This is a genomic window from Thermaerobacter litoralis, assembly GCF_054654595.1.
Genome location: NZ_BAAIES010000004.1, coordinates 201299 through 223368, shown reverse-complemented (window position 1 = coordinate 223368; position 22070 = coordinate 201299). Strand labels below are relative to the sequence as shown.

General features: G+C 76.4%; 16 protein-coding genes. 12 read left to right on the top strand and 4 right to left on the bottom strand.

All coding sequences use genetic code 11. The features are described 5' to 3' along the window. The first annotated feature begins 61 nt into the window (after positions 1-61). The 8 genes from ACYQ02_RS02785 (at position 62) to hslO (ending at position 11322) form a co-directional block, all read left to right on the top strand. Complete coding sequence (locus ACYQ02_RS02785; RefSeq protein WP_460038911.1) at positions 62-745, top strand: zinc metallopeptidase; 684 nt, start codon at positions 62-64, stop codon at positions 743-745. Positions 746-749: 4 nt separating this feature from the next. Next, entirely contained in the window at positions 750-2252 is a 1503-nt protein-coding gene (gene rsmB / locus ACYQ02_RS02780; RefSeq protein ID WP_460038910.1) for a 16S rRNA (cytosine(967)-C(5))-methyltransferase RsmB, read from the top strand. 110 nt (positions 2253-2362) lie between these two features. Then, complete coding sequence (gene rlmN, locus ACYQ02_RS02775; RefSeq protein ID WP_460039034.1) at positions 2363-3424, top strand: dual-specificity RNA methyltransferase RlmN; 1062 nt, start codon at positions 2363-2365, stop codon at positions 3422-3424. Between the two features lie 508 nt (positions 3425-3932). Then, the gene (locus ACYQ02_RS02770; RefSeq protein ID WP_460038909.1) at positions 3933-4667 is read left to right on the top strand and encodes a Stp1/IreP family PP2C-type Ser/Thr phosphatase; all 735 of its coding nucleotides are present in this window, start codon (positions 3933-3935) and stop codon (positions 4665-4667) included. Continuing rightward, on the top strand, positions 4664-7375 hold the full coding sequence (locus ACYQ02_RS02765) for a protein kinase domain-containing protein (protein WP_460038908.1): 2712 nt from the start codon (positions 4664-4666) through the stop codon (positions 7373-7375). Before ACYQ02_RS02770 ends, ACYQ02_RS02765 begins: the two co-directional genes overlap by 4 nt. A gap of 69 nt (positions 7376-7444) precedes the next feature. Continuing rightward, on the top strand, positions 7445-8356 hold the full coding sequence (rsgA, locus tag ACYQ02_RS02760; protein WP_460038907.1) for a ribosome small subunit-dependent GTPase A: 912 nt from the start codon (positions 7445-7447) through the stop codon (positions 8354-8356). Positions 8357-8387: 31 nt separating this feature from the next. Further along, entirely contained in the window at positions 8388-9362 is a 975-nt protein-coding gene (gene rpe / locus ACYQ02_RS02755) for a ribulose-phosphate 3-epimerase (RefSeq protein WP_460038906.1), read from the top strand. A gap of 1015 nt (positions 9363-10377) precedes the next feature. Beyond that, positions 10378-11322 carry an Hsp33 family molecular chaperone HslO gene (gene hslO, locus ACYQ02_RS02750; RefSeq protein ID WP_460038905.1) on the top strand — a complete coding sequence of 315 codons (945 nt, stop codon included), beginning with the start codon at positions 10378-10380 and terminating at the stop codon, positions 11320-11322. Between the two features lie 202 nt (positions 11323-11524). On the opposite strand, the gene rpmB is transcribed toward hslO, so the two are convergent. Beyond that, positions 11525-11716 carry a 50S ribosomal protein L28 gene (gene rpmB / locus ACYQ02_RS02745; protein ID WP_460038904.1) on the bottom strand — a complete coding sequence of 64 codons (192 nt, stop codon included), beginning with the start codon at positions 11714-11716 and terminating at the stop codon, positions 11525-11527. Between the two features lie 267 nt (positions 11717-11983). Here rpmB and ACYQ02_RS02740 point away from each other — a divergent pair, with 267 nt between their 5' ends. Beyond that, positions 11984-12487: an Asp23/Gls24 family envelope stress response protein gene (locus ACYQ02_RS02740; protein ID WP_460038903.1), complete on the top strand. Its 504-nt coding sequence runs from the start codon at positions 11984-11986 to the stop codon at positions 12485-12487. Between the two features lie 21 nt (positions 12488-12508). Further along, positions 12509-15310: an ATP-dependent DNA helicase RecG gene (gene recG, locus ACYQ02_RS02735; protein WP_460038902.1), complete on the top strand. Its 2802-nt coding sequence runs from the start codon at positions 12509-12511 to the stop codon at positions 15308-15310. A gap of 298 nt (positions 15311-15608) precedes the next feature. Here recG and ACYQ02_RS02730 read toward each other — a convergent pair whose 3' ends face one another. The 3 genes from ACYQ02_RS02730 to gpr all read right to left on the bottom strand — a co-directional run bounded on the left by ACYQ02_RS02730 (position 15609) and on the right by gpr (position 19174). Continuing rightward, on the bottom strand, positions 15609-16946 hold the full coding sequence (locus tag ACYQ02_RS02730; protein ID WP_460038901.1) for an MFS transporter: 1338 nt from the start codon (positions 16944-16946) through the stop codon (positions 15609-15611). A gap of 216 nt (positions 16947-17162) precedes the next feature. Beyond that, positions 17163-17705 carry a uracil-DNA glycosylase family protein gene (locus ACYQ02_RS02725; RefSeq protein WP_460038900.1) on the bottom strand — a complete coding sequence of 181 codons (543 nt, stop codon included), beginning with the start codon at positions 17703-17705 and terminating at the stop codon, positions 17163-17165. A gap of 236 nt (positions 17706-17941) precedes the next feature. After that, positions 17942-19174 carry a GPR endopeptidase gene (gene gpr, locus ACYQ02_RS02720; RefSeq protein WP_460038899.1) on the bottom strand — a complete coding sequence of 411 codons (1233 nt, stop codon included), beginning with the start codon at positions 19172-19174 and terminating at the stop codon, positions 17942-17944. Positions 19175-19724: 550 nt separating this feature from the next. On the opposite strand from gpr, the gene ACYQ02_RS02715 reads away from it, so the two are divergent. Together ACYQ02_RS02715 and ACYQ02_RS02710 are read left to right on the top strand one after the other, a co-directional pair. Further along, positions 19725-21350: an MFS transporter gene (locus ACYQ02_RS02715; RefSeq protein ID WP_460038898.1), complete on the top strand. Its 1626-nt coding sequence runs from the start codon at positions 19725-19727 to the stop codon at positions 21348-21350. A gap of 49 nt (positions 21351-21399) precedes the next feature. Continuing rightward, positions 21400-22011 (top strand): spore coat protein, encoded by a 612-nt coding sequence (locus ACYQ02_RS02710; RefSeq protein ID WP_460038897.1) that lies wholly within the window; start codon positions 21400-21402, stop codon positions 22009-22011. Positions 22012-22070 lie beyond the last annotated feature (59 nt).

Here is a 22070-nt window from a genome sequence, read left to right as displayed (position 1 = left end):
CTGCACCCGGCAGGATCAGGTCGGCTCCATCCGGAGGGTAGGGCGAAGGGAGGGCGACGCGATGTTCTACATCGACCCGCTGTACCTCTTGTTCGTAGGGCCGGCGCTGCTGCTGGCGCTGTGGGCCCAGAGCAAGGTGAGCGCGGCCTATGCGACCTACTCCCAGGTCCGGGCCGCCAACGGCCTGACGGGGGCCGACGTGGCCCGGCAGATGTTGCGGCAGGCGGGCATCGACGACGTGCGGGTCGAGCCCATCGGCGGGCGGCTGACGGACCACTACGATCCCCGCACCAAGGTGGTGCGCCTGTCCGAGGGCGTCTACTACGGCTCCACGGTGGCGGCCCAGGGGGTGGCGGCCCACGAGGTGGGGCACGCCATCCAGCACGCCACGGGCTACGTCTGGCTGGGACTGCGCAACGCCATCATCCCGGCGACCCAGTTCGGCTCCCAGCTGGCGTTCCCCCTCTTCTTCCTGGGGCTGATCATGAACTGGGCGCCCCTGCAGAACCTGGGCATCCTGCTCTTTAGCCTGGCCGTGCTGTTCCAGGTGATCACCCTGCCGGTGGAGTTCAACGCCTCCAGCCGCGCCCTGGCGACCCTGGCGGGCGGCGGCTACCTCCGCGGGGAGGAGGTGCGGGGCGCCCGGGCGGTCCTGCAGGCGGCGGCCCTGACCTACGTGGCGGCCATGGTCATGGCCGTCATGCAGCTGCTGTACCTGCTGGCCTTGCGCGGGCGCCGGGACTGAGCCCATGGACACGACCGGCGAGCATCCACAGGGGGCGCCGCCGGGGCGCCCCCTTTCGGTTCCGGACCGCAGCGGGGCGGCCGCCGGCCGGCCGCGGGAGCGGCGGGGCCGGGACGGCCGGCCGGGTCGGCCCGGTCATGGCCCCCCGCGGGACGGGCGGGAGGCCGCCTTCCTCGCCCTGCTGGCGGCCGAGACCGGGCCGGTGTACGTCGACCAGGCGTTGGCGCGGCTCCTCGACCGGGCCGCGCTGCCCGCGCGAGAGCGGGCCCTGGCCACCGAGCTGGCCTACGGCGTGGCCCGGCGCCAGGGGACCCTGGACTGGGCCCTCGGCCGGTGGGCCCGGCGGCCTGCCCCGCGGCTCGACCCGCCGGTGCGGGTCGCCCTGCGGCTGGGCGCCTACCAGCTCTGGCACCTGGACCGCATCCCGGCCCACGCCGCGGTGGACCAGTCGGTGGAGCTGGTGCGGCGGCACGGCCCCGGCTACGCCGCCGGGTTCGTCAACGCCGTGCTGCGCCAGGCGGCCCGCCACGGCTTCCCCCACGGGGCCATCCCCGCCGCGGAGGAGGACCTGGCGGAACACCTGGCCCTCACCCATGCCCACCCGCGCTGGCTGGTGGAACGCTGGCTCCGGCGGCTCGGGCCGGAGGAGACCCGCCAGCTTCTCGAGGCGAACAACCGGGTACCGCCCCTGTCCGCCCGCGTCAACCGCTTGCGGGCCGATCCCCAGGCCCTGGCGGCCTCCCTGGCCGCCGCGGGGGTGCCGGTGGAACCCGGCCGGTTCCTCCCGGAAGCCCTGCGGCTGGGCCATGGGGTGAGCCCGGCGGAGCTGACCGCCTTCCAGCAGGGCGCCTTGACCTGGCAGGACGAGAGTTCCATGCTGGCGGTGCACGTGCTGGACCCCCAGCCGGGGGAGCTGGTGCTGGACGTGGCGGCCGCGCCGGGCGGCAAGGCGACCCACATTGCCGAGCGGATGGGCGACCGGGGTCGGGTGGTGGCCTGCGACGTGGACCCAGGCCGGCTGGAGAAGGTGCGGGCGGCAGCCCGGCGGCTGGGTCTGGAGGCGGTGGAGCCGCTGGCCCTGGACGGGCGGCGGCTGCCGGAGCGGTTCGCCGGGCAGGCGGACCGGGTGCTGGCTGACGTGCCCTGCAGCGGGCTGGGGGTCATCGCCCGGAGGCCCGACCTGCGCTGGCGCAAGGAGCCCGGCGACCTGGCTGCCCTGGCCCCGCTGCAGGGGGAGCTGCTGCGGGCGGCGGCGGCCTGCCTCAGGCCCGGCGGGATCCTGGTCTACAGCACCTGCACCACCGAACCCGAGGAGAACCAGGCGGTGGTGGAGGGGTTCCTGCGGGAGGCTGCCGGCGCCTTCGTCCCGGTGGACCTGCGGCCCCGGCTGCCCGCCGGGCTGCGGCAGGAGCCCTCCGCTCCGGACGGGTGGATCCAGCTCTGGCCCCACCGGCATGGGGTCGACGGATTCTTCATCGCGTGCCTGCGGCGCGCCGAGGGGAGGTGAGGGCGGTGGCGGAGGAGCACGAGGGCTTGATGAACCCGGCTGCAGCGCCGGCCGCCGCCGGGCGGGACGAAGGGACCGGTGGCGGGGGCGCCGGTCCCGCCGGGCCGGCCGTGCCAACCCGGGAGTGGGCCGGTCTTCTGCCGGAGGAACTGGCCGCCCAGCTGGCCCCATGGGGTGAGCCGGCCTACCGGGGGCGCCAGATCTTCGCCTGGTTCCACCGGCGCGGGGTGACCCGCTTCAGCGCCATGACGGACCTGCCCCGGGACCTGCGGGAACGGCTGGAGGCCCTGGGCGATCCCATGGTGCCCCAGGTGCGGCGGCTGCAGGTTGATCCCGAGGACGGCACCCGCAAGTACCTGCTGGAGCTGGACGACGGCCAGCTGATCGAGACCGTCCTGATGCGCCATCGCTACGGCCTCAGCCTGTGCGTCTCCAGCCAGGTAGGCTGCGCCATGGGCTGCCGCTTCTGCGCCTCGACCCTGGGCGGGCTGGTGCGGAACCTGACGGCGGCGGAGATGGCGGGCCAGCTGCTGGTGGTCAACCGGGACCTGGCCGCGCGGGGCGAGCGGGTCAGCCACCTGGTCATCATGGGGATCGGCGAGCCCCTGCAGAACCTGGACGCCACCCTGCGCTTTCTGCGGGTCGCCCATCATCCCCAGGGCGCCGGGATCAGCTACCGGCACATGACGGTGTCCACCTCGGGGCTGGTGCCCAAGATCCGCCAGCTGGCCCGGGAGGGGCTGCCCATCACCCTGGCGGTCTCCCTCCACGCCCCCAACGACGCCCTGCGCAGCTGGCTGATGCCCGTCAACCGGCGCTGGCCCATCGCCGAGCTGATGGACGCCTGCCGCGAGTACGTGGCGGAGACGGGCCGCCGCATCACCTTCGAGTACGTCCTGATCGCCGACGTCAACGACCAGCCCGAGCACGCCCGGGAGCTGGCCCAGCTGGTGGCACCCCTGGGGGCCCACGTCAACCTGATCCCGTGGAACCCGGTCAGCGAGCGCCCCTTCCGGGCGCCGTCCCCCGAGCGGGTCCAGGCCTTCGCCGCCCAGCTGCGCAGCCTGGGGGTCAACGTGACGGTGCGCCGGGAGCTGGGCCAGCGGATCGAGGCCGCCTGCGGGCAGCTGCGCCGCCGGGCCCTGGCCGAGGCCGGGGCCGGTCCGGAGTAGGCGCGGGCGGCTGGGGCGGGGCGGCCTGGGTCCGGGGGACGGGGCGGAGCGGCCCGGGTCTGGGGGACGGGCCCGGGCGGGATCGAACCGGCTCGGCCGCCCGGGGCCATCGGCCCCAGGGGCGGTCGCCGGTCGCCCGGACGGCGGCCGCACGACCAGGGAAACCCGCCGGGTCCGGCGAATTCAATCATGTTTTAGATTGGGCGAAAAGGTCGCCGCAGGTCCTGGGATCGACGAGGCCGGCGGAGGGACGGGGCCCCCAAGGCCGCGGGCTTCGCGAGCCGGTGTCGCGGCGCCGCAAGCCATGGGGCCCTGCGGGCCTACCGCCAGGCCCGCGCCCCGCCGGGCGTGGGCCCGGGGCGCCGGATCCGGCCGTGGGCCGGGGCGGACGCCGAGAAGGGGCTGTGCCCGTGGCGATGGCGCTGGCGAGGGCGCCGGCGAGGGCCGGTGCGGCCCCGACCGGGCGGTCGTGCCGGGGGGCCCGCCGGCGGCGCGGAGGGAGAGGAACATGCCGGTCTTGCGCCTGGCCGCCCGCACCCACCCCGGATGGGTGCGGGAGAACAACGAGGATGCCTACCTGGCCGAAGCGCTGCCCGGCGACGGTGGCTGGCTGCTGGCCGTCGCCGACGGCATGGGCGGTCACCGGGCGGGGGAGGTGGCCAGCTGGCTTGCCCTGCGCACCCTGCGGGAGCGGGTGATGGCCGGGGCCCCCCTGGCGGAGGCCGTGGTGGCGGCCAACCAGGAGGTCTTCCGGCGCCAGGCCGGCGACCCCGACCTCAGCGGCATGGGCACCACCCTGACGGTGGCGGTGATCGGCCGGGGTGGCGCGGTGGAGCTCTGCCACGTGGGCGATTCCCGCGCCTACTTGCTGCGCCAGGGGCAACTGGCCCGCCTGACCCAGGACCACTCCCTGGTGGAGGAGTTCGTGCGCAACGGGGCCCTGACCGAACAGGAGGCCCGGCACCACCCCCAGCGCAACCTGCTGACCCGGGCCATCGGCACCGACGTCTCGGTGCCCGTCGATGAGACGACGGTCCAGCTGGAGCCGTCGGACCTGCTGCTGCTCTGCAGCGACGGCCTGAGCGAGGCGCTGCCCGATGCCCGCCTGGCCGACCTGTTGCGGGCCGCCGAGCCGGCCGACGTGGCGGTGCGGGTCGACGAGCTGATCGAGGCGGCCCTGGCGGCGGGCGGCTCGGACAACATCACCGCCGTGCTGGCCTGGTGGGACGGTGGGGCCCCGTGATCGGCACGGTGCTGGCCGGTCGCTACCGGGTCACCGGTCTCCTGGGCGGCGGGGGCATGGCCGTCGTCTACAAGGCCACGGACCAGGTGACGGGTGAGACGGTGGCCGTTAAGGCCCTGCGCTCCGAATACGTGTCCGACGGCGCCTTCCTGCGCCGGCTGCGGCGGGAGGCCGAGGCGGTGCGCCGCCTCTCCCACCCGGGGGTCGTGGCCGTCCTGGACGTGGGAGAGGACGCCGGCCATCCCTTCCTGGTGCTGGAGTACGTGGAGGGGATCACCCTCAAGCAGTACATCCGGGAGAAGGCGCCCCTGCCCTTGCGGGAGGCGGTGCACATCGCCTCGCGGGTGCTGTCGGTGCTCCAGCACGCCCACGAGAACGGCGTGATCCACCGGGACGTCAAGCCCCAGAACATCCTGATCACCCCGGACGCCCGGGTTATGGTGACGGACTTCGGCATCGCCCGGGCCAGCGGTACCACCACCACGGTGGTCGACCAGGGCGCCATGGTGGGCACCGCCCAGTACTTCGCGCCCGAGCAGGCGCGGGGCATGCCGGCCAGCGAGCGGTCGGACGTGTACGCCGTCGGCATCATCCTCTTCGAGATGTTGACGGGCCGGCTGCCCTTCGACGGCGACACCCCGGTGGCCGTCGCCATGCAGCACCTGGGACAGGAGCCGCCCCTACCGTCGGCCCTCAACCCCCGGGTGCCCCGGGCCCTGGAAGCCATCGTCTTGAAGGCCCTGGAGAAGAACCCCGACCGGCGCTACCCGTCGGCCGGGGCGATGCTGGAAGACCTGGAGAACTTCCTGGCGGGGCGACCCGTGGCGGCCCTGGCCCGCCGTCCCCTGGAGGATACCCTGGTGGCGGGTCCCTCCCTGCCCGGTGGCGCGGCGGGCAAGGGCGCCGCCACCAGCCGGAACCGCCCGCGCTCCGCGGCCGGTCCCCGGGATGGGGCCGGGCCTGCCCATCCCGACGGGAGGCGGGGCTCCGGCGTTGGGGCCGGCGGGGTCGCCCCCGCCGGGTCCCTGGCGGCCGGTTCGACGCCTGCGGCGGCGGGCGCCGCCGCGCGGGCCGGGGCCGGAGGGGCGGATCCTGGCGGGATCGTGGCCGGAGGAGCCGCGGCCGGCGCCGGCGGCGGGACGGCCTCCAGGCCGGCGCCAGAAGGGCTCGCCCCGGGCGCCGGCAACGGCCGGGTGCGGCGGCCGGGGTGGCCCGGCCAGCGGGAAGCCAGGCCGGACCCCGGCCGGGACGACCCGTTCCCGGCGCCGGGGACCGCCGGGGACGGCGGGAAGGGGGAGCCGGCGGTCCCCGGCGGGATTCCCGGCCGCCGGGTGGCCTCGCCCGCCGGCGGGACGCTGCCGGTGCCCGTGCAGCGTCCCCGGGGCGCAGCGGCTGAGGGGGAGGCGGTCGTCCTGGCCGGGGCGGCGGTTCCCGCGCCGGCCGGCCCCGCCGGGTGGACGCCCGTCGGGGCCGGCGACGACGACCCGGGTGGGGTGCGGGTGGCCCGGCCGGGCCGGCCCCCGCGCCGGTCCGGGGCGGGGCGGCCCCGGACCGGCGCGGCGGGCGCGGGCGGGCCTGGCCCCGGCGCCGGCGCGACGCCGGGCCGCGGCGTCCCGCCGGCGCCGGTGGCCGGCGAAGGCGGGCCGGAGGGGCCCGCCGCAGGCGCCGGCGCCCGGCGGCGCCGGCGCCTGCGGGTGGCGCTGGCCGTGTTCCTCCTGCTGGTCCTGGCCATGGGGGCGGGGGCGGCGACGCGGCGCTGGCTGCAGCCGCCGGTGGTCACCGTTCCCCCCGTGGAAGGGCTGCCCCTGATCGAGGCCCAGAACCGCCTGGAACAGGCCGGGTTGCAATGGGAGATCCTCGAAGAGCGGTATGACAACAGCGACGTCAACACCGTGATCGAGCAGCGGCCGCCGGCGGGCGAGCAGGTCCGCATGGGGCAGGCCGTCCAGCTGGTGGTCTCCAAGGGGCCCCAGTGGCTGTCGGTGCCCGACGTGCGCGGTCTGGAGGAGCGGGACGCCCGGCTGCGCCTGGAGAACCAGGGCCTGGTGGTGGAGGTCCGCTACCGCCACGCCGACGAGCCCGCGGGGGTGGTGGTCGACCAGGATCCGGGACCGGGGAGCCCGATCCAGGCCGGGATGACCGTCTACCTCACCGTCTCCCAGGGGCCGGAGAGCCGGCCGGTCCTGGTGCCGTCCCTCTTCGGCCTGACGGTGGCCGATGCCCGGGCTGAGCTGGAGGCCGCCGGGCTGGCGGCGGGCCAGGTCCAGGAGGAGTACAGCCCCTATCCCGCCGGCACCGTCATCGGCCAGGACCCGGCGGCGGCGGCCTCGGTGGAGAAGGGAACCGCCGTCAACCTGATCGTCAGCCGGGGGCCCGAGCCCGCCCCGCCCGCGGCGGAGACCTACCAGAAGACCCTGGTCATCCCCGTCCCGGGCGACGGGCCGCACCAGCTGCGGGTCGAGGTGGAGGACCAGGCCGGGCGCCGCGTGGTCTACGAGCAAACCCACCAGGGCGGCGAGCGGGTGGAGGTGCCCGTCACCTGGCAGGGGAATGAGGCCCGGGCGTTGATCTACGTCGACGGCAAGCAGGTCGACGAGCAGCGCCTCAAGGCGCCGGGCGGGCGCGGCAAGGGCAAGGACAGCGGCGGGGACGAACCAGCCCCCGGCGACGGCGCGGGCGGCGGGGAGGCGGGGGGCGAGGGGGACTAGGCGAGGGGCCGCAGTCTCTGATGGCGAGGCGATCCGTCATCCCGGGGCGGAGGTGAGCCCTTCACGCCGATGGCGCTGCGGACGGGAACCGTCGTCAAAGCGCAGACGAACCTCTACGAGGTGCGCCTGGACGGCGACGGGCAGGTGGTCCTGTGCGCCTTGCGGGGACGCCTGCGGCGCCAGGCCGGGGACGTGTTGACGGGGGACCGGGTGGAGGTCACGGTCCAGGAAGGTGGCGCCGCCATCGAGCGGGTGCTGCCCCGGCGCAACCGGCTGATCCGGCCGCCCGTCGCCAACGTCGACCGGGTGTTGCTGGTGCAGTCCCTGCAGGAGCCCGATCCCGTGCCGATCCTCATGGATCGGATCCTGGTCCAGGCCGAGGCGTTGGACCTGCCGGTGGTGATCGCCTTCACCAAGCTGGACCGGCTGGTGGCGGCCGCGGGCGACCCGCTGCCGGGGTGGGCGGCCCGCCTGGTGGAAGGCTATCGGCAGGCGGGCTATCCCGTCCACCGGGTGGCCGCCCCCAAGGGCTGGGGCCTGGAGGCACTGGCCGCTGCCTTGCGGGAGGGCATCACCGTGGTGGCCGGCCCCAGCGGGGCGGGCAAGTCGACCCTGCTCAACGCCCTCAAGCCGGGCCTCAACCTGGCCACGGGCGACGTCAGCCGCAAGCTGGGCCGGGGGCGGCACACCACCCGCTTCGTCGAACTGCTGCCGTTGACCGGCGAGGGCTGGGTGGCCGACACCCCGGGTTTCAGCCGGCTGGAACTGCCCGAGCTGGAGCCGGAGGAGCTGGGTGATCTCTGGCCGGAGATCCGCCGCGAGGCGGCCGGCTGCCGGTTCCGGGGCTGCCTGCACCGCAGCGAGCCCGGGTGCGCGGTGCGGGCGGCGCGGGATGCCGGGCGCATCGCCGCGTGGCGCTACCAGAACTACCTGGTCCTGCTGGCCGAGCTGGAGGAGCGGCTGGCCGAGCGCTATCGCTGATGGGCACGGCGACGACGGGCGGCGAAAGGGGATGAGCATGGGAGCGGGTTCAGCCCAAGGAGCGGTCCAGGGCCCAGGGGCGGTTCAGGGAGCCGCCCACCCCCAGGGCGAACGGTCCGGGCGCGGCAGCGGCGGCGGGAAGGGGGCGCCCAGCCCTACGCCGGCGGCCCCTTCCGGGAGCGGCTCCCGCCCCGGGCCGGCCGGCGCCGGGGGTCCCGGCCGGCCCGCCGGCGGGCCCAGCCGCGGGGGGCGGTCCCTCCCCTGGCCGGCCCCCGGGACCGGACCTGTCGTCCTGCCCTCCCTGCTCTCGGCCGACTTCACCCGCCTGGCCGACGAGGTGCGGGCGGCCGAGGCCGGCGGCGCGGCCGGGTTGCACCTGGACGTGATGGACGGCCGGTTCGTCCCCAACCTGACCTTTGGCCCCATGATCGTGGCGGCCGTGCGGCGGTTGACGCGGCTGCCCCTGGACGTCCACATGATGGTCGAGCGGCCGGAACCGCTGCTGGCGGCGGTGGCCGAGGCGGGCGCCGACGTGATCACCGTCCACGTGGAGGCGACGCCCCACGTCCACCGGGCGGTCCAGATGATCCGGAACCTGGGCTGCCGGGCCGGGGTCGCCCTCAACCCCGGAACGCCGGCGGTGGCGGTGGAGCCCCTGCTGGGGGAGGTCGACCTCATCCTGGTGATGAGCGTCAACCCCGGCTTTGGGGGCCAGGCCTTCTTGCCCCTGGCCCTGGAGAAGCTGCGGGCCGTGCGGGCCATGCTGCCCGCCGCCGGACCCCGGCCGTGGCTGGAGGTCGACGGCGGCATCGACGTCCAGACGGCGCCCCTGGCGGTGGCGGCGGGGGCGGACCTGCTGGTGGCGGGGTCGTCGGTCTTCAACGGCCGGGCCCCGGTGGGGACGAACCTGCACCGGTTGCGCCAGGCCGCGGGAGCGCGGGGGGCCGGGGCGGCGGCCCCAGGGCCGGCGGGGGGCCAGGCACCGGGCGGCCCCGCCGGGGAATAGGCTGGGGCGGGAGGGAACGCCCATGGCCGTCCGTGTCATCGTGGTGCGCCTGCCCGGCTTCCTGGGCCGCATCCTGCGCCTGGGACGGCGGGGCAGCGGGCGCGGGTAATCCGGCAAGCAGCGGCGAGGAAGGGCCGAAGCGGGGCGAGGCGGAGAAAGGGCGAGGATCGGGCCATCGTCGCCGCCCAGACCGGAAGCCGGCCCCCGGTTCGCCGGGGGCCGGCTTCCCTCTTGGGCCCGGTTCCGGCGGCCGGTTGCGGCCGGGCCCTGCCTGGGCAGCGGGGGCCGGCCGGGTCCGGCCGAAAGCCCGGCCGGCTGGGTCCGGGCGAAGGCGTGCCCGAGGGTCCTGCCGCAGGCCCGGCCGGCCGCGTCCGGCCAAATGCCCGCCCGAGGGTCCGGCCGAAGGCGCGGCTGGCCGCGTCCCGCCGAAGGCCCGCCCGAGGGTCCGGCCGCGGGCCCGCCGCCGCGGCGACGGCGTGGCGCCCCAAGCCGCCGTCCAACGGGGTGCCCCGGGGCCGGGGCCGCGCCCATGGGGCCGCCTGCGGTTTCTTGCGCAGGCGGCGGTCGCCGCCGCTCCCCGCTCCTCTGGCGTTGTGGCACGATAGGTAGCGTCGGCGGGATGGGACGCCGGAGGACTTGGCCGGCGGTGCCTGGCGCCGGCTGGCGCGGGTTGCCGGTGCCCGCCGGGCGCCAGCGCGCGTAGCGCATCAGGGCGACAACGCCGGGTCCAGGGCCCGCCGAACCTGAAACCGGGATGGTGGCGATGGAACAGGTTGTGCACCAGGTTTTGCACGCGGACGACGGCCGGCGCCTTGGCCATGACCCCTGCGCCGGGCCCGGTGCCTCCGCCCATGGCCGGGGATCCGCCCATGGCTGGGGGCACGCCGGCGGCGCCGGTCATCCAACCAGCCATGACCAGGGACCGGGAGGGGACGGCGGCCGGGCCGAGGCCGAGGGCGGGGAGGGCGCTCGGGCCGGGACTGTAAGCGGGGGGGATGCCGGGCCCGCAGGGGACGTGGAGGCGCACGGCGAGCCCTGGGCGGAGGGCGGCGACTACCTGGTGCGGGCGGTCGCCGGGGACGGGCTGGTGCGGGTGCTGGCCTGCCGCACCACGCGGCTCGTCGAGGAAGCCCGCCGCCGCCACGACACCTGGCCGACGGCCACGGCGGCCCTGGGCCGGGTCCTGACGGCCACGGCTCTTCTGGCGGCCCAGCTCAAGGACGACGCCACCGTGACCGTGCGGGTGGCGGGCAGCGGCCCCCTCGGGGCCATCCTGGCGACGGGCGAGGCGGGCGGGGCCGTGCGTGGCTACGTGCGCAACCCCCACGTGGACCTGCCCCTGCGCCCCGACGGCAAGCTGGACGTGGGTGGAGCCGTGGGACTGCCCGGCTTCCTGCACGTCACCCGGGACCTGGGCCTGGCCACGCCCTACACGGGCAGCGTGCCGCTGGTGTCCGGGGAGATCGGCGACGACGTCACCGCCTTTCTGGTCCAGTCGGACCAGACCCCTTCGGTGGTGGGCCTGGGCGTGCTGGTCAACCCCTCGGGGGAGGTGCGGGCGGCGGGGGGCTTCATGCTGCAGCTCTTGCCGGGTCATCCCGAGGACTGGGCCCAGGACCTGGAGGCCAACGTCCGCAACCTGCAGGGGATCAGCCGGCTGATCGACGCCGGGCTGACGCCCGAGGCCATGGTGGAACGGGCCCTGGCGGGTTTCGAGCCCCGCATCCTCGACCGGCAGCCCCTGGCCTTCCGCTGCCGCTGCGACCGCCAGCGGGTGGAACGGGCCCTGATCAGCCTGGGGCCGGAGGAACTGGAGACCATCCTGCGGGAGGACGGCGGCGCCGAGTTGCGCTGCCACTTCTGCGGGGAGACCTATCGCCTTTCCGGCGCGGAGCTGGAGGCCCTGGTCGTCGCCGCGCGGCAGGGGAGGGAACCGGGCGATTCGAACGGAGCGTCCTAGGGCCGGTTCCGAGGGCCGGCGGCGAGGGAGAAGAACGCCGCCCGGCTCGGCCTTGCGCACCGGCCCGGGGTGGCCGCGTCTTGGGGCCGGCGGCGATGGCGAAAGACGCCGGGGCCGGCGGCTTGGATGCCGCCGGCCCCGGCGCAGCCGGTTCGTCCCGATGGGCGTTGCAAATCTCGAACGTCCGGATCCTGAGACCTCGTCAGACCGCCCGCACGACGCGGCCCGACTTCAGGCAGGTGGTGCAGACGCGGATGCGGCGCACGCCCTGGGGCGTCACGGCCCGGACGCGCTGCAGGTTGGGCACCCAGATGCGGCGGGACTTGCGGTTCGAGTGGCTCACCTGGTTGCCGTAGTCGACGCCCTTGCCGCAAATCTCACAGCGACGAGCCATGGCGATTCTCCTCCTGATCATCCAGTGGGGCGACTTCCTTTGCGCATCGGTGATGCCGTCCCGGGCATCGTGCATGGGGCGCAAGTCACGCAGCCGATTCTACCACAGGCCCCGGAAGGCGGCAAGGAATGGGGCGGCAGCCGGCGAAGGGGAGAGCCGGAGACCCGGCGGGCCAGGGGTGGCCGGGGGGCCGGGCCGCAGGGACGACCCGGCGGCGCCCGCGCCACGGCCCGCGCCACGCCGGAACGGGGAAGCGGGGGGCTTGGGTTGCTGGAGTTCGACACCGAACACGGCCGGATCGCCATCAGCGAAGACGTCATCGCCGGCATCGCCGGCGCGGCCCTGGCGGGATGCGAGGGCGTGGTGGGCACGGTCCCCCGGGGCTGGCGTCAAGGTCTGGCCGGCCTGCTGGGCACCGAGGCCCACGGCCGGGGGGTCGAGGTGGCGGCCGCCGAGGGCGGCGGCCTGGAGGTGACCGTCCGCATCGTGGTGGCCTACGGGGTGCCGATCCCGGAGGTGGCCCGGACGGTGATGCGGCGGGTCGGGGAGGCCGTGCGCCGCGCCGTCGGCGAGGACCGGGTGCGGGTCCACGTCCACGTGGCCGGGGTCCGGGTGCCGGCGGGTGCCCTGCCGGGGGCGGGAACCGGGCCGGGGACCTCGGGGCAGGTGCCGGGACCGGGCGGCGAAGGCCGGCGGCGGCCCGCCGCGGACCAAGGGCCGGGATCCGAGGGGCTGGGGGCCGGCCGGGAACGCTTCCCGGAGCGCGGGTGAACCATGGCAGGTCGCAGGGGCATGGCCGAACCCGAAGGTTGGGACGGGACGGGGGCACCGCCGGCCGGCCGCGAGGCCGGCTCGGCCTGGGCCGAGCTGCTGGCGGCGCTGCAGAGGGCCGGCGACCTGCCGCCCCTCTTGCCGGCCGGTGAGGCCGCCGCCGCCGTCCGCCGGGCCCTGGAGGCGGTGGCGCACGCCCTCCCCCCCGACGGGCGGGAACCTTTGCGGGAGGCGTACCGGCTGTTCCGGGACTTCGAGCGGCTGTCGCCGGCCCAGCGGGCCGAGCGGGTGCGCCGGGCCCTGGAACTCCTCGGCGCAGCCCCGGCGGCACCGGCCAGCCGCCGGGCGTCCCCGGGGGCGCCGGGTGGCCCGTCCCCGGCGTTCCCGGGGGCGCCGGGTGGCCCGCCTCCAGCGTCGCCGCGCGCACCGGGCCCGGGAACGCCAGCCCGCCTCCCCGGGGCGCCGCCGGGTGTGCCGGGCGGCGCATCGCCCGCCACGCCCGCCCCATCACCGGGGGCCGCATCAACGGCTGCACCCCAGGGGGGCGCATCCAGGGACGGGCCTGGGGCTTCCCCGCCGGCGGTGCCGCAGGGCGTATCGCGGGCCGGGCCCGCGCCTTCGCCGTCAGCCCCAGCCCAGGCCCCAGCGCCGGCCCTGCCGCCCGCCCCGGCTCCGGTGCGCCGCCGCAGCGGGGTGACGGTTCCTCTGACCCCGGATACGCCCCTCAGCCGGCTGCCGGGGGTGGGCCGCCGGCAGGCCCAGCGGCTGGCCCGCCTGGGGCTCCATACCGCCGGCGACCTCCTGTGGCACCTGCCGCGCCGTTACGAAGACCGCTCCACCTGGAAACCCATCGCCCGGCTGGTACCCGGCGAGGTGGCCACGGTGCAGGGGGTGGTGGTGGCGTCCGAGCGGGTGCCCACCCGTACCCACCGGCCGGTGGTGCGGGTGACCGTGAGCGACGGCACCGGGCGCCTGGACGCCGTGTTCTTCAACCAGCCCTTCCGGGTCCAGCAGCTCCCGCCGGGACGGGCGGTGCGGCTCAGCGGCCGGGTCGACCCGGGGTACCGCGGCTGGCAGATGGACCATCCCGAGGTGGAGGTGCTGGACGACGGCGACGACGAGCCCGTCCACACGGCCCGCATCGTTCCCGTCTACCCGGCCACCGAGGGGTTGAACCAGCGCTGGCTGCGCCAGCTGACCTGGCAGGTGGTCGGCGCCCTGGCGGGCCAGGTGCCCGAGATCCTCCCCGACGGGCTGCGCCGGCAACTGGACCTGGTGGAGCGGGGCCAGGCCTTGCGGGACATCCACTTCCCCGCCGACGCCGCCGCCTGGCAGGCGGCCCGCCGCCGGCTGGCCTTCGAGGAGTGGTTCGTCATGCAGGTGGCCCTGGCCCGGGTGCGCAGCCAGCAGGCGCAGGAGCCCGGCCGGGCCCACCGGCCCGACGGCCCCCGGGTGGCCCGCTTCCTGGCCGGACTGCCGTTTGAGCTCACCGCTGCCCAGCGCCGGGTCCTGGACGAGATCCGGGCCGACATGGAAGCGCCCCGGCCCATGCGCCGGCTGGTCCAGGGCGACGTGGGCTCGGGCAAGACGGTGGTGGCCGCCTGGGCCATGGTCAAGGCGGTGGAAAGCGGCGCCCAGGCGGCGCTGATGGCGCCCACGGAGATCCTGGCCGAGCAGCACGCCCGGCGGCTCCAGCAGCTGCTGGCCCCGGCGGGGATCCCGGTGGTCCTGCTGGTGGGCAGCCAGCCCGCCGCCGACCGGGAGCGGGTCCTCAAGGGGCTGGCGACGGGCCAGTGGCCGGTGGTGGTGGGCACCCACGCCCTGATCCAGGAGGGCGTGGCGTTTCGCGACCTGAGCCTGGTGATCATCGACGAGCAGCACCGCTTTGGCGTGCGCCAGCGGGCCCTGCTGCAGGGCAAGGGGCGGGTGCCGGACCTGCTGGTCATGACCGCCACGCCCATCCCCCGGACCCTGGCCCTGACCCTGTACGGCGACCTGGACGTGTCGGTCATCGACCAGCTGCCGCCGGGCCGCCAGCCGGTGCGGACGGTGTGGCTGCGCGCCCGCCAGCGCCGGCGGGCCTACGACCTCCTGGCCGCCCGGGTGGCGGCCGGAGAACAAGGGTACGTGGTCTGCCCGCTGGTGGAGGACCCGGCCGGCGGGACCGAGGGACCGGGCGGCGCAACCAAGGGGCCGGGCGGCGGCGAGGCGGAGGCGAAGGCGGTGACCACCTGGGCTGAGTACGTGGCCCGTCGCTACCCTCGCCTGCGCATCGGCGTCCTCCACGGCCGCATGCCGGGCGCGGAGAAGGAGCGGGTGATGCGGGCCTTCGAGCGGCGGGCCCTGGACGTGCTGGTGGCCACCACGGTGATCGAGGTGGGGGTCGACGTCCCCAACGCCACGGTGATGATCATCGAGGGCGCCGACCGCTTCGGCCTGGCCCAGCTCCACCAGTTGCGCGGCCGGGTGGGTCGGGGCACCCGGGAGTCCCTCTGCATCCTGGTCGCCGATCCGTCCTCCGCCGAGGGGCGGCTGCGGCTGGAAGCCCTGTGCCGCAGCCAGAGCGGGTTCGACATCGCGGAGTTCGACCTGGAGCTGCGGGGGCCGGGGGACTTCTTCGGCACCCGCCAGCACGGCCTGCCCTCCTTGCGCATCGCCGATCCCGTCCGCGACGGGGAGCTGCTGCGCCAGGCCCGGGAGGCCGCCCGCCGGCTGCTGGAGGCCGATCCCTCCCTGGACGAACCGGCCCACCGCGCCCTGCGGCAGGAGGTGGTCGCCCGCTACGGGTCCTTCCTGGCCGAGGCCCAGGCCCTCTGGAGCTGAAGGGAAAAGGAGCCGGCGCTGCCGCCCGGGCGGCCGGGACAGGTACCCGGCGCCCCACGGCGAGCCGGCGTCCGGCGCCCCACGGTGAGACGGCGCCCGGCCGCCCCGGCGCATGGCGCCGGCCCGGCCCGCAGCCCGGCTCGGCGAGCCTGAGCGGCCGAACCGGGCGCTGTCAGGGAGCAAGGACGGTGGCCCGGGCGGCAGGTGCCGGGCCGGCGGACGCCGTCCGGCGGGAGCGGGGGGCGCTCCGCGGCCGCAGGCACGGGGGCGGGCCATGGCCGGCGTGCAGGGTGCCCGGTCAAGTCGCCCGGCGCCGCACGGTAGCCCGCCCGGTGCCCAGGCCCAGGCCGAGCCCGACTAGGCCGGCAACCGCCAGCACCCCGTACATCCCCCCAAAACCCCAGAGTTCCAGGACCCACCCCAGCACGGCCAGCCCGGCGCCCACCCCGAGATCGATGGTGTTGGCCAGCCAGGCGGCGACCACGCCCCGCCGGGAGGCGGGAGCCCCGCCCACGGCGGCGGCGACCAGGGCCGTGTGGGCGATCCCGTACCCGGCGGCCAGGACGACGGCGGCGCCGTAGGCTACGCCCGGGGAGGAGGCCAGGGCCAGCAGGGTCTCGCCGGCGGCCATCAGGCCGAAGCTGGAACCCAAGAGGCCCCGGATGCGGCCGCCCGGGCCGGTGGCCGTTGTCGTGGCGCCGCCCCCGGCCGATGCCGCGGCCCCGCCCCCGGCGCCGCCCGCGGCGGGCCGGTGGCCGTCCCGGTCGATGATCGCGCCTGTGGCGTACCGGGCGGCCATGGCCACCAGGGCGAAGACGGCCAGCCACCCGCCGGCGCGAAAGCCCGCCGCCTGGGCGTGGAGGACGGTCAGGTTGAGGGCGGCACCGAAGATCATCCCCGTCAACGTCCCCAGGATCAAAAAGGGCACGGGAAGCGGCCAGCGGCCCGCCTCCCTTCCGCCCAGGGGCGGTGGCTCGGCCGGTTGGGGCCGGCCGGCGTCGTTGGGCGGCGCCGGGTCTTCCAGGGCCGCGTCCGCCGCACGGGCGATCCGGCGCCGGGGGCCCCGCTCCCCCGCCGGCAGGCGGGGCCAGGGCCGGGCCGCCACCGCCACCAGAAGGGCCAGGCCGACCACGGCCGCCGTGCCGCCGAACAGGCCGGTTCGTCCCAGGTGATTCCAGGCCCACTCGCCCAGGTTGGTCCCGGCCAGGACGCCGCCGGTGTCGGCCAGCCCTTGCAGGGCCAGGGCGCGCCCCCGCCGGGCGGGCGGGGCCAGGGCGGCCATCAGGGCCTGGCTCGACACCACCAGGCCGGCCAGGGACGTGCCTTGCAGGGTGCGGGCCACGAGCTGGGTCAGGGGATGCGGTGCCGCGGCGAAGAGCAGGGCGCCGGCCAGGTTGGCCGCCAGGCTCAGCAGCAGCAGCGGGCCGTGGCCCCGGCGGTCGCCCCATGCGGCCAGCAGGGGGCGCTGGATCATGGCCGCGAGGCCCATCCAGCCCGCCAGGAAGCCAATCCACCCGCCGCCCGCACCGGCGGCGGCCAGGGCCAGGGGCAGCCCGGTGGCCAGCATGTCCAGGGAGACGAAGTAGAGCCAGGCGACGACGGCGACGACGTAGACGGCGACGGGCAAGGTGGCCACCTCCGGCAAACATCCGCCCTGGTTCGCCCCGCCGCGCCCCTCTTCCTGCCGGGCCGATCCGGCGGGGCCGGCGCGGCTTCCTGCAGGGCTGACCCGGCGCGGCCGGCGGCGGGCGGCGGGTGCCGGCTCCGGCCGGCCGTCGCACCGGCGCTGCAGGGCGGGCCGTCCGTCCGCGGGCCCTTCCCGGGACGCCGGTCCGGTGGCAGGGGCGACGACCTACCGGGACTCCAGCTCGGCCAGCCACCGGCGGGCGGCGGCCAGATCCTCCACCAGCCGGGGGAACAGGGCCGGCCGGCGGCGGGCAGCCAGCGGATGGTAGCTGACCAGGGCGGGGGTGCCGAGGGCCCGCAGCCTCTGCCCGCGCAGGGGGCGGACGGCGGCGTGGGGATCGCCCAGCACAGCCCGGACCACCACGTCGCCCAAGAGCACCAGCAGGAGGGGCTGGCCGTCGGCCACCTGGCGGGCCAGGTGGCCGATCCCGGCGCGCTGAGCCCGCTGCCGGTCGTAGGCCCGCCGGGGCCGGCACTTGACGAGGAAGGTCAGGAAGGGGAGCCGGTCCCCCAGGCCGGCGGCCCAGAGGGCCTGGCGCAGCGTGCGGCGGGTCCCGCAAACCCAGGGACGGCCCGCCGGGTCCTCCCGGGCCCCCGGGTTGTCGAGGACGAGCCAGAGGCGGGCGCCAGGATCGCCCTCGCCCCAGACCAGCCGCCCGTGGCCCTCCAGGCCGAACTGGGCGCAGCTGGCGCCCCGGGGGGCGGGCACCTCGGGCCACGGTTCCTCCAGGTCGGGTCCCCCGGTGGGTGCGGGGCCGCACCTGCTGACCACCGCCGGGGCCGGATGGCGCTCCGATCCGGCCCGCGGGGGACCTGGCGTACCCGGGTCCCGGTCGCCCGGCTGGGCGGCAGCGTTGACCTGCCGGTCCCCCGGGAGGGGCCCCCGGGGGGGCCGGTTCGTCCGGGAGAGGGGGCGCGGGCAGCCGGGGCCCGGCGCCCGGCGGATCAGGCGAAGACGGGGGAGAGGTCGATCTCATCGAGCCGCGGGTGGAGGGCGGCGTTGAGGCCGCTGGCCACCACGGTGGCCATCTCTTCCACGAAGACGTCGATCTCCTTGGGGGTCACCATCAAGTCCCCCACCGCCGGCCCCAGGACCTCTTCGATCAGGCGCCGCTTGTCGGGCTCGGGCATCTGGCCCAGGGTGCGGAAGAGGGTCGACTGGGACTGGAGCGAGCGGGTCAAGGCGTCCAGGGTGTCGTAGGCGATGGTATGGGCATGGACCACCGTGGGGACCCCGATGGCGATCACGGGGATGCCCAGGGTTTCCCGGGTCACGGCCGCCCGGTGGTTGCCGACGCCCGATCCCGGGTAGATGCCGGTGTCGGCGATCTGGATGGTGGTCATGATCCGCTCGATGTTGCGGGCGGCCAGGGCATCGACGGCGATCACCATGTCCGGCCGGATCTGCTGGACGATCCCCCGGATCACGTCCCCGGTCTCGATGCCCGTCAGGCCCAGGACGCCGGGCGCCAGGGCCGCCACCGAGCGCAGGCCCCCCTTCAGGTCCTCGGGCACGTAGTCCTGGAGATGGCGGGTGACCAGCAGCCGGTGGACCACCTCGGGCCCCAGGGAGTCGGGCGTGGCGTTCCAGTTGCCCAGCCCGACGACGAAGAACGAGGCGTCGGGCCGGTCGGGCAGCATGGCCGCCAGCTCCCGCGCCAGGACGTTGGCGACCCGCTCCTGCAATTCCCGGTCCCGCTTGCGGAAGCCCGGGGATTCGATGGTGACGTAGCGGCCCGGGGGCTTGCCCAGGCGGCGGGCGGCCTCAGGGCTGGTGACGGTCACCCGGGTGACCACGTACCCCTGGCCCCGTTCCTCCTGGACCTGGACGCCGGGCAGGGGCTGGCTGGTGCCGATGGCCTCCAGGGCCAGGTCCGTGCGCACCAGGCCCGCGGCTCCCGCCGCAGCGGCGGCGGACGCCATGGGCACGGCAGGCCCGTCCTCGGGCGGCGCCGCCGCGCCGCGGGTCCCGGCATCGGCCGCCCGGTGGGGGGCGGCATCGCCCGCGCCGGGGCCGGGCCTGGCCGCCACGGGGGGCGGGCCGCCTCCGGGCCGCAGCGGCTCCCAGCCGCCGAGCCGGACCGGCCGCCGCCCGCCGCGGCGATGCTCATCGGGGAGGCGGCCCAGGTTGCCGCGCGCGCCCATTCCGTCCCGGGTTCCGTCCCGCGGTCCCGTCACCGGCACATCCCTCCGTTTCCGCCTCCTTAAGGTCTCCCGCCCGGCCGCCCGCTTATCCTCGCCGGGGCCCCGCCGCGGCCTTCCGGCCAGGCCAACCGTCCCGCCACCGGCTCCAACGGCCTGCAAGACCGCGGCTTCCCCGGGCCCGGGCGGCGCGAACCCCCGTGGCTTCCCCGTCCCCGGGACATCGGCTTTGCCGCACCGGCTTTGCTGCGCTCGGGACGGCTCGTTCCCCGTTCACCCCAATGTCCAGCGCCCGGGAGATCCCGGCCTGCCGCGCGGGGCTTCCGGCCGGACGCCCTGGTCTTGCCGCCCGGCGCGTCGCGGGCGCCACGGGTGTCCCCCTCTGGACGGGGTGCCAGAGGGTGGCGGGCCGCCGGCTGACGGGGCCGGGCAGACTATGCCCGTTGGCGTGCCGCGGGCGTGGAGGCCCCCGCAGGGAGCGCCTCCGGGACCCCGCAGGGACTTCCTGGGCGGGGCGATGGGGGACGCGGCTCCGCGCGCCGGGGCCGTCGCCGGGAGAACGTGCCGGGGGAAGGGAGGTGGACCGGTGCGGAAGCGACTGGGATTGCCCTTTGCGGTCCTGTGCAGCGTCCCCTTCGTCATGGTCCTCAGCAACTCGATGCTGATCCCCGTGCTGCCGATGATGCGGGCGGCCATGGACCGGACCCTGTTCCAGATCGGCCTGATCATCACGGCCTTCTCGGTGCCGGCGGGCCTGTTCATCCCCATCGGCGGCTATCTCTCCGACCGCTGGGGGCGCAAGCCGGTGATGATCCCCGGCCTTCTGGGCTTCGGCCTGGGGGGGCTGCTGGCGGGCCTGGCGCCCCTGTTCACCCGGGACCCCTACGGGTGGATCCTGGCCGGGCGCGTCCTCCAGGGCCTTTCTGCGGGGGGGATGTACCAGGTCGCCCTGGCGGCGGCCGGCGACATGTTCGAGGGCGGAGCCCGCACCCGGGCCATGGGCATCATGGAGGCCAGCAACGGCCTGGGCAAGATCGCCAGCCCGATCCTGGGATCGGCCCTCGCCATGGTGGCCTGGTACGTGCCCTTCTTCGCCTACCCGGCCCTGGCCGCCCTGTCGGCCCTGGGCCTGTGGCTCCTGGTGCCGGAACCCCGGCGGGAGGCGGAGGCGCCGGCGCCGGGACCGTACCTGCGCCGCATGGGCCGGATCTTCCAGGCCAAGGGCGTGTCGCTGGCCGTCTCCTTCCTGGCCGGCTTCACCGCCCTGTTCATGCTCTTCGGCCTGCTCAGCGTCTACTCCGACCTGTTGGAACGGCCCTTCGGCATCCGGGGCTTCGTCAAGGGCCTGGTGGTGGCGATCCCGGTGGCGGTGGCCACCGTGACCGCCTACCTCAGCGGCATCGTCCTCCAGGAGCGGCTGGCCCGGTACCTCAAGGCGGTGGTGGTGACGGGGCTGGCCATCCTGGCCGCCGGCACCGCCGCCCTGTTCCTGACGCGCCAGCTGGTGCCGATGGTGGTGGCCATCAGCGGCATGGGGCTGGGGTACGGCCTGGCCCTGCCGGCCCTCAACACCCTGATCACCAGTTCGGTGGGATCGGCGGAGCGGGGCGGCGTCACCGCCCTCTACGGCACGGTCCGCTTCTTCGGCGCCGCTCTGGGGCCGCCGGCCTTCGGCCTGCTCCTGCCCCTGGGCCGGGGGGCCATGTACCTGGGGAGCGCGGCAGCGGTGGTGGCCGTCCTCGCCCTGGTGGTGGTCTTCCTCCGGCAGGACGTCCTGCTGCAGCCGGTGCCCGGTGTGGGGGACGAACCGGCGCGCCGGTCCGCGGCCGCGGCGCCCCGGAGGGCCGCGGGAGAGCAACCCGGCGGGCGGCGGGTGCCGGCGCAGGCGGACGCCGGCGGAGCGGGGATGGCAGCGTCCGGGACGGCTGGGGAAGGCCGGGCCCGACCGGCCGGGGCCGCGTGGGCGACGGCGGGTGCGGCGCGGGATGGGACGGTTCCCGCCGGCGGAGCCCTCGGCACCCTGGTGGGCCGGGACGGTGTGGCCGCCTCGTCCCCGCCGCCCGCGCCGGCCGGTTCGCGGCCGGCTGGCGCCGAACGGGAGCGGGCCGGCGGTTGGGGGGAAGGGGGTGGGAGCCCGCTCATCCCCTTGGGGCCGTGGAGCCGGGTGCGCAGTTCCTTCCCGCCCCGGGAGGGGATGAGCCCCGCATCCTAACCGCCGCTCGAATCACGGTCAACGTTCACATCCACGGAGGGATGGTTCCATGCTGAGCCAGAAGGAACTGCTCAACCTGCCCGAGCTCCTGAACGCCCACGCGGCGATGATCGAAAAGGCCGAAGCCGAACAGGCCATGTGCCAGGACGACCAGCTGCGCCAGATCCTGCAGCGGCACGGCCAGGTCTACCGGCGCCACTACGGCCAGCTGCAGTGGATGCTGGACCGGGCCCGGGGGCAGGGGGCCGGCCAGCCTCCCGCCGGCCACTACCACGGCGACGCCACCTGGCGGAACGGCAACTACACCCAGGGGTTCGGGAACTTCGAACCCTACCGGCCGGCGGCGCCCCAGGGCCAGCGGGTGAGCGACCGGGCCCTGGCCGTGGGTTGCCTGGAGATGAACAAGCACGCGTGCCTGACGGCCACCTGGATGGCCCTGGAAGCGGCCCACCCCGAGGTGCGCCGGACCCTGCTGGATGTGGCCCGCGATCACGCCGAGATGGCCTTCGAGCTCTTCCAGTACCTCCAGCAGCGGAACTGGTACGCGGTACCCTCCGCGCCCGCGGACATGGCCCGTCAGGTCGCCCAGGGCTTCCCCGGCGGCTACGCCGGGGCGGCGGCGCCCGGGGCGCTGCAGCCGACCGGCGCCTGGCAGCGCTGAGGCACCGTCATCTACACAAGGGCGGCCCCGGCGATTCACCACCATGCACACGAAAACGA

Coding starts and splice junctions, on each gene's coding strand:
- rpe (WP_460038906.1), top strand. CDS start 8,388: ATGAGCATGGGAGCGGGTTCAGCCCAAGGAGCGGTCCAGGGCCCAGGG.
- ACYQ02_RS02770 (WP_460038909.1), top strand. CDS start 3,933: ATGCCGGTCTTGCGCCTGGCCGCCCGCACCCACCCCGGATGGGTGCGG.
- recG (WP_460038902.1), top strand. CDS start 12,509: ATGGCCGAACCCGAAGGTTGGGACGGGACGGGGGCACCGCCGGCCGGC.
- rsgA (WP_460038907.1), top strand. CDS start 7,445: ATGGCGCTGCGGACGGGAACCGTCGTCAAAGCGCAGACGAACCTCTAC.
- ACYQ02_RS02710 (WP_460038897.1), top strand. CDS start 21,400: ATGCTGAGCCAGAAGGAACTGCTCAACCTGCCCGAGCTCCTGAACGCC.
- ACYQ02_RS02785 (WP_460038911.1), top strand. CDS start 62: ATGTTCTACATCGACCCGCTGTACCTCTTGTTCGTAGGGCCGGCGCTG.
- rsmB (WP_460038910.1), top strand. CDS start 750: ATGGACACGACCGGCGAGCATCCACAGGGGGCGCCGCCGGGGCGCCCC.
- rpmB (WP_460038904.1), bottom strand. CDS start 11,716: ATGGCTCGTCGCTGTGAGATTTGCGGCAAGGGCGTCGACTACGGCAAC.